General features: G+C 53.4%; 8 protein-coding genes. 3 read left to right on the forward strand and 5 right to left on the reverse strand.

The window, feature by feature from the left end:
- Positions 1–7: 7 nt before the first annotated feature.
- The 3 genes from PHA81_RS15805 to PHA81_RS15815 all read left to right on the forward strand — a co-directional run bounded on the left by PHA81_RS15805 (position 8) and on the right by PHA81_RS15815 (position 2738).
- Positions 8–1168: a type I restriction enzyme HsdR N-terminal domain-containing protein gene (locus PHA81_RS15805; RefSeq protein ID WP_273837554.1), complete on the forward strand. Its 1161-nt coding sequence runs from the start codon at positions 8–10 to the stop codon at positions 1166–1168.
- The gene (locus PHA81_RS15810) at positions 1165–2379 is read left to right on the forward strand and encodes a DUF5677 domain-containing protein (RefSeq protein WP_273837555.1); all 1215 of its coding nucleotides are present in this window, start codon (positions 1165–1167) and stop codon (positions 2377–2379) included. The genes PHA81_RS15805 and PHA81_RS15810 overlap by 4 nt, the downstream gene beginning before the upstream one ends.
- A 110-nt stretch (positions 2380–2489) precedes the next feature.
- The gene (locus PHA81_RS15815) at positions 2490–2738 is read left to right on the forward strand and encodes a type II toxin-antitoxin system HicB family antitoxin (protein ID WP_273837556.1); all 249 of its coding nucleotides are present in this window, start codon (positions 2490–2492) and stop codon (positions 2736–2738) included.
- Positions 2739–2805: 67 nt separating this feature from the next.
- Here the strand turns inward: PHA81_RS15815 and PHA81_RS15820 are convergent.
- The 5 genes from PHA81_RS15820 to PHA81_RS15840 form a co-directional block, all read right to left on the reverse strand.
- Positions 2806–3689, reverse strand: a protein-coding gene (locus PHA81_RS15820) for an IS1595 family transposase (protein WP_273837557.1) whose coding sequence is annotated in 2 segments (ribosomal slippage) — positions 2806–3227 and positions 3227–3689 — 885 coding nt in all. Because the reading frame shifts where the segments join, the coding sequence is not laid out codon by codon here.
- Between the two features lie 122 nt (positions 3690–3811).
- Positions 3812–5041 carry a radical SAM protein gene (locus PHA81_RS15825; RefSeq protein ID WP_273837558.1) on the reverse strand — a complete coding sequence of 410 codons (1230 nt, stop codon included), beginning with the start codon at positions 5039–5041 and terminating at the stop codon, positions 3812–3814.
- The gene (locus tag PHA81_RS15830) at positions 4995–5336 is read right to left on the reverse strand and encodes a hypothetical protein (RefSeq protein WP_273837559.1); all 342 of its coding nucleotides are present in this window, start codon (positions 5334–5336) and stop codon (positions 4995–4997) included. Before PHA81_RS15830 ends, PHA81_RS15825 begins: the two co-directional genes overlap by 47 nt.
- Positions 5337–5629: 293 nt before the next feature.
- A complete protein-coding gene (locus PHA81_RS15835) occupies positions 5630–5926 on the reverse strand; it encodes a hypothetical protein (RefSeq protein ID WP_273837560.1) in 297 nt (98 codons plus the stop codon).
- A 162-nt stretch (positions 5927–6088) separates the two neighbouring features.
- The coding region (locus PHA81_RS15840; protein ID WP_273837561.1) for a winged helix-turn-helix domain-containing protein at positions 6089–6388 on the reverse strand (300 nt) is incomplete at its 5' end.

Raw genomic sequence — 6388 nt, forward strand, 5'->3', positions numbered from 1 at the left:
GAGAGAGATGAACAGAGAGGACGTTCGGGACTATATACAACGCTCTGAATCGGTTTTCGAAGGGTCTCCACAGTTGGACGAGGCGAATACGAAGGCCGCTGTCCTGCGTGATTTTCTGGACCTGCTTGGGTGGGAAATTCCGACGAATACGCAGCTTGAGTACCCGGTCGAAGCATTCGGACAGACATACAAGGTCGATTATGCTCTCATTCTGGAGGGAACGCCGCTCGCGTTTCTGGAAGCGAAAGGGGTTGACACAGCTCTGACAGAAGATCACGACGAGCAACTATCATCATATATGACAAACATGAACGTCAACTACGGTATTCTTGCAAACGGGAAACAGTACAGGTTCTTTCAGCGCCGTGTAGATGCTTCGAACGTCAACGTACAGCAGGTAGGTGATGTAGAACTACAGGATCTTCCGGACAGGATGGGAGTTTTGGAAGCGTTTTCGGAGGGTGCTATCGAATCCGGCGAATCGGGGGAGATTCTCGAACGAATCAACGAGCTTTGGGAAGCGCGGACCACGCTCGAAACCGAGAAGGACAACTTAGCCAGCGAGATTGATAGCCTGCTGTCCGATCGAATTTCGAACACGATTTCTTCGCTCGCTGAGTCTCAGGCGAAGGAGATGATTGATAGGTTGATTGAAGACATCGAATCCGAGGTAGATTCGAACGGTGGCGATTCAGGCCAGTCAGTAGGTGGCAGCGGAGGGACTGGTATTGGATCATCCAAGAATTTCATCGAAGGTACAATTGAGCGTGCAGAGATCGAAGGGGAGAGTGACGAAAAAGTGGCAGTGTTCCCCGTCAAGGAATCTGGTCTACCGTTTATGAGGGAGAACAATGCGTGGGGCTATGTTCGCGTCGGGGACGAGTTCAACCACGTGGCAATGTACGTAACTCGGGACGTGGGTGAGGTGCGGTACTTCGCTACCATGAAGGAGGTTATCTCAGTAGACGAAGCTGAATTGGTTCGTCCTGCAGAGGAGTATGTAGATCGGGCGAAGATAGCTGATGACAAGAAGGTGATCCGGTTTGAATCCGGTAGTTTGTACGAACTGGAAGATCCGGTTCCGTTCGAGACGAAATATCCACAGTCACTCCAGTACACGACGCTCGAAGCACTTCGGAATGCAGAGACGACAGACGATATGCTATGAACATTCAACAACTACATGAGTTCGATATGATGTCTCAAGGGAAGGCCGGAGGCTGGTACGCATCGTCTATGCTATCAACGATCGAACGCACTGATCTTAGCGAGGGAGAACAGGATGACGATTTGCTTGATGAGGCAACGGATATTTTCCTTAGTGAACTCTCCGAGCGGCACGATTCCGCGCTTTTTGACCGCCGAGTACGGGTGGCTGGGTTCAATCAACGGTTACACAGTCGATGGCGAGAGGCGTTCGAAGCACTGGAATTCGCAATCTTAGCGCATGAGCAGGCTGGTGTTCTGTATAAGGTCGATCATGATTTGAAGTATCCAAATGACGAAGACAAATCATACGAATACTCGGCACTTGTCAGATTGCACGCTCGGGCATGTCAGATAGCGCAGGAGATACTAACGTTAGTCAGAGCCGGCTACGCGGACGGGGCAATGGCACGGTGGCGAGCACTGTTCGAAATAGGAACTGTAGCCGACTTCATCGCTGACCACGGCAATGAGACAGCAGAACGATTCCTCAAGTTTAGCGTGAGAGAGACACTACGAGAGGCAGAAGAGTACGAGGAGTACTACGAGAATCTCGGATTTGCGCCAGTGGAGGACGGTGTGATTGAGGATTTGCGAGAAGAGATGAATGAACTTAGGTCTGAATACGGAAATTCGTTTGACAGCAATTACGGGTGGGCGGAGCAGGATCTGGACGGTGATGCTTCGCGCAGAGCAGTGGCAAGAGAGGTTGGAACTGTGAAATTCATGCCATTCTACGCTTTCGCAAGCAACGCAATACATGGTGGATCGAAAGGGACCCAGTACCGATTAGGATTAACTGAGGAAACGCAAGGCGAGTTACTATCAGTTGGACCCACTAATGTCGGGTTTACCGATCCGGCTCAGCTGACCTCGCTAATGTTGCACCGAGTAACGGCTGCCTTGCTCGGGTTGGGAGAAGTGTCATACTGGAAAGTGATCGTGAGGGCACTGGATGAAATCGCGCACGAAGTTCCCGAGATGTTTGTTACTACGCCAGTTAAATCGTCGGTACAAGAGGCGAGTAGTGAACTTACAAATGCGATCATGGAACAGGTCAAGGAACAGATGACAGAACGAGAGGGAATAGATATGATAGAAGATATTGAGGTTGACGACATCGAAATTGACGAAATATTGGACGACGTGTTTGATTTGGAAGCCAACAAATAGATAGGACCGCGGATCAGATGGTGAAGACGGTTTCGGACGGGGTTACAGAGAGTCAATATGGAATGCGAGTCCGGCGACAGACACAAGCCGACAGCGGATAAGAACGAATCATGAGCGCGGAACAGCGTCGGATCACGCTGACCGAGAACCCTGACGGGTGGTGGACGGCCCACGAGGAAACGGTCGGTCTCACCGCGCAGGAAGAAACGAGGGACGACGCTCTTGACGCGCTGGACGAGGTTCTCGAAGCCGTCGGAGAAGATGCCGGTCGGTCGCCGACTGACGACGAGCTACGGGAACTCGGGATTGATCCAGAGGACAACGAGACAGGCGGTGAACTCCCCGACGTGCTGAAATAGACACGATGGGCACGCGAGATTTCTCGGGTCACGATATTGTGAAGGTGCTCGGCACAAGGGAAATCGCTCATCCCGATACATCGTAACACAGCAGTTTCTCGAACCAGTCATTCGGTGAGTTGAGTTTCAGTCCGAGGAAGCCGAGGTATTTCTGGAGGTGATGTTTCGAGACACCGCGGAACTTCGCCAGCCACTGGTGAAGGAAGCTGTGGCGGTTCTCACACGTGTTTGTGTGGGCGTCGCCGATCACGTAGGTATCGGAGTGGGTGACGGCCAGATGGCCGTCCACCCCCTCCTTGTCCTCGATGTCGTCGTAGATCGTGTAGCCGTCGGTGCAGAGAATGACGCTTCCGTCTCCGTACTCGGCGATGTCCTCATCGGCATCTTGCAGGTTCTCACGGACGAGGAACCGAACTCGTCCGTCATCCCGACGGACGAGTGTCAAGACTGGCGGTTTGTCTGATGCGAAGGTTCCGCGTCCCTTTTTTTGAGTCCGCGCTTGCGTGGATTGCCGTCCTCGTCTTCGATTCCTTTCTCACCAGCTGTGACGTAGACCTCGTCAGCTTCGCACACATCGTAGAGGTCGAACTCGTCGATATCACTGCTGACGTCCTGGACTTTGTGGACGAAGTTGAGGATGACTTCGTAGTCTCGATCGAGATCTCGAGCGATCTGAGCGGTCGGCTCAGATCGCATCTCCTTGACGATGTAGAACATCTCTTCGAGTCCGAAGCGGTGCTGCCAGAAAATCGTCTTCGTGAGGTCGCTGAAGTAGGTCTCGCACTCCTTGCACCAGTACTGCTGGGCGTCCTTGTCGGTCGTTCCGCGTTTGACGACGGCGTCATCTCCGCAATGGACACACGTCACCGTCTCGCCGAAGCGGGCGAGACGGAGACGTTCAAAACATCGCTCACGTGGTGGAAGGAAGACCCGGGCTGACTCCTCGTCCATCGTTGGCCGGTATGTGATCCGCCAGCGGAATTGGTGTTACGATCTATCGAGATGAGCGCAAAACCTTTGAGCAAGGCAAAAGGCACTCAGTCATAATCAACCGATTCCTAGGCAATTCAAGATCACATTGGAGGGTGTTGCGACTGTTGCCTTTCGGCTGTGATGGCTGTGTCGAGACTCGTGCGGGTTCCATCTTCGTCGACGAAGACAATGTCGTCACCAATCCGGTCCCAGACGTGATTGAACAATTCCATCAGGTCCTCGCAGTAGACGCTTGGATTGTCATAACCCGATTCAGGAGACCATCGGTGGGGGAGGTATCCTCCGCCACAGGCCTGTTCATACTGACACTCCTTGCACTTGTCGGCCAGTGTCAACGATGCCCGGTATGCGGACTGCCAAGTTGGGTCCTCCGCAGTATCCTGCAGATCGTGCGTGTGGATCGAAACGTCAGTCTCCGTATTCTTAGCACCTCCAATCCGCAGAACATCGAGTGGCTCCAGGGTACCGTCGGTGAGCATCGTCACTAGTTGGATCGGTCCGTATCCAATCGCTTCACACTGTGGAGTTCCACCAAGAACTGACTTGAGGAGGGCCTCGATGTACCGAATCGAGACTCCGTGATCCGCGTATTCGTCATACCAGCAGTCGAAGAGCTGCTTGTAGTAGTCGGCAATCGACGCGGGGTCATCTTCGTGAGTCGCGTCCGGAACGAGCACGTCAAATTGAGTAACACCGAGTTCCTCGACGAAATGCTTGATGAGTTTGACCGGGTCACTAGTCGGGTCGCAGACCGCCAGCAAGTAGGGATCGACGTGTTGCTCCTGTAGACACTCGATGCCGCTACGAACACGCTCGTATGTCCCTTCTCCCTGGTGGTCGACACGGTTCTCGTCATGGACCTCAGGCGGTCCGTCGATGCTCACCGAGACATCGACGCCGTAGATCCGGAAAAGTCGCACCCACTCCTCATCAATCAGCGCCCCGTTCGTCGTGATGCTCGTATTGATCCGACAGTCCGTCCGCTCGCCGATTGCTGCGAGCTCGTCCATTAGGTGAACGAACCGCGGTTTCCCGAACAGAAGTGGTTCGCCGCCGTGGAACAGGACTGTGAACTCCGAAAGATCGTAGTCCTGGATATGGGATTCGAGTTTTCGGCACAGCGCCTGCTCAGTCTCCGGTTCTAGCACCGGCGGCTTTTCAAGCACCGTTGGATCCTTGAACCAGTAACAGTATGTGCAATCGAGATTGCAACGAGACGCAAGCTTCAGTAGAAGATAGTCAAAAACTGGTCTTCCGTTCGTATCACTCGGCATCTTCTCTACGACTGTATTCAGGTCGCCCTTGTTCACGAAGTAGTTCAAGCATCCGCTGGTCGATGGCAAGCTGTGCTTCGTCAAGGAACTCAGCGGCCTCCTCGCCCATTTCATCCACAACCGCGTATCCCCTGATGTAATTTTTCGTATAACCGTCCTTCGAGAAGGTTCCTCCCTTGTAGTGCTCGCTAACGAGACCCTCGGCTTCGCCTGGAACAGGCCGCACTTCATCGACAATTTCGCTAATAATCTCCGGTTTTGATTCGATATCGATCTCCGGACCGTATTCCTCGATGAGCTGATCGAGGACGTCATCGTCAATTGTTGTCATGGGCTGACAATACATACCACATATCCACCCATAATAAATTTAATCATATCTATATTACGGGCAGAGAAGCGAAATTAACTGTTCCAAACTAGGCAGGAGTTGAATTCTCGTAATTGTGATATTGATTCAGATATGAAATTTCTGTATAAATTGCCGGATTCCCTTTCAGTGGGGATTGGCTAACCAACCGTCTGTGGTAGATCCTGATTCGCCGGGCATCGCTAGAATCGAGAGACACGATGAACTGCGAGTAGTCGCTGAAGCCGATCAGTATACCAAGACGGCACACAACCTCAGTTGCCGCTGACCACCCCAGCGAGTCCAGCCAGCGTACCCACAATCGCAGCGACCATCGCAACAAGCGATCCGAGAATTACCACCAGAAGCAGGAACGTGCCGTCGACAACGGCCGCGAGAACGCCCTTACTAGGTCCAGATGTCCCAGCGCCGCTACGGTAGAACGGCAGTTGAACAGTCAACTGAACCCACTCCTTCTTCCGACCGCTGGCTTGACGAGCGTCCAGTGACGGACGCACCACTCCCGACTTCGTAAAGATTCCCCTGACAGGCCATCTCGGATAGTAGGCCATCAGCAACCCTTGTAGCGCTCTATCCTTCGCTTCGCCACGATCGATGAAGGAGAGGTTTCGATCAGTAGGCGGTAGCTACAGGGTGACTACTTGACGTACTTCACGCTCCAGTGACTTCAGCGAGATTCTCATGAAGTCACCCTCCAACAGGCGCGAGAGCGTTCAGGCGAGGACGGGTCGGTTGTCCTCATCGAGTTCGCCGGCTTCCTCTTTGTCCGCGATAAACTCAATGAGTGCCCAGTCGAACTCCGCGAGCTTCTGGGCGGCCTTGTTCTCGCGGTTGATTTCGTACATCGGGCTGTTCCCGACCGTCCGGGTTTTCGTGACGAGTTCCCACCGCCGCAGGTCCTCGATGTGGTTGTAGAAGCTACTCGTCCCGATGCCAGCCTGCTCGCAGATGGCCGCCGTGTTGAGGTCGCGGTCGGCTTCGCTGATGAGCACTTCGAGGATGCGGACCTTGGT

Origin of the sequence: Halococcus sp. PRR34 (assembly GCF_028617175.1) — an archaeon.
GTDB classification, from domain to species: domain Archaea; phylum Halobacteriota; class Halobacteria; order Halobacteriales; family Halococcaceae; genus Halococcus; species Halococcus salifodinae.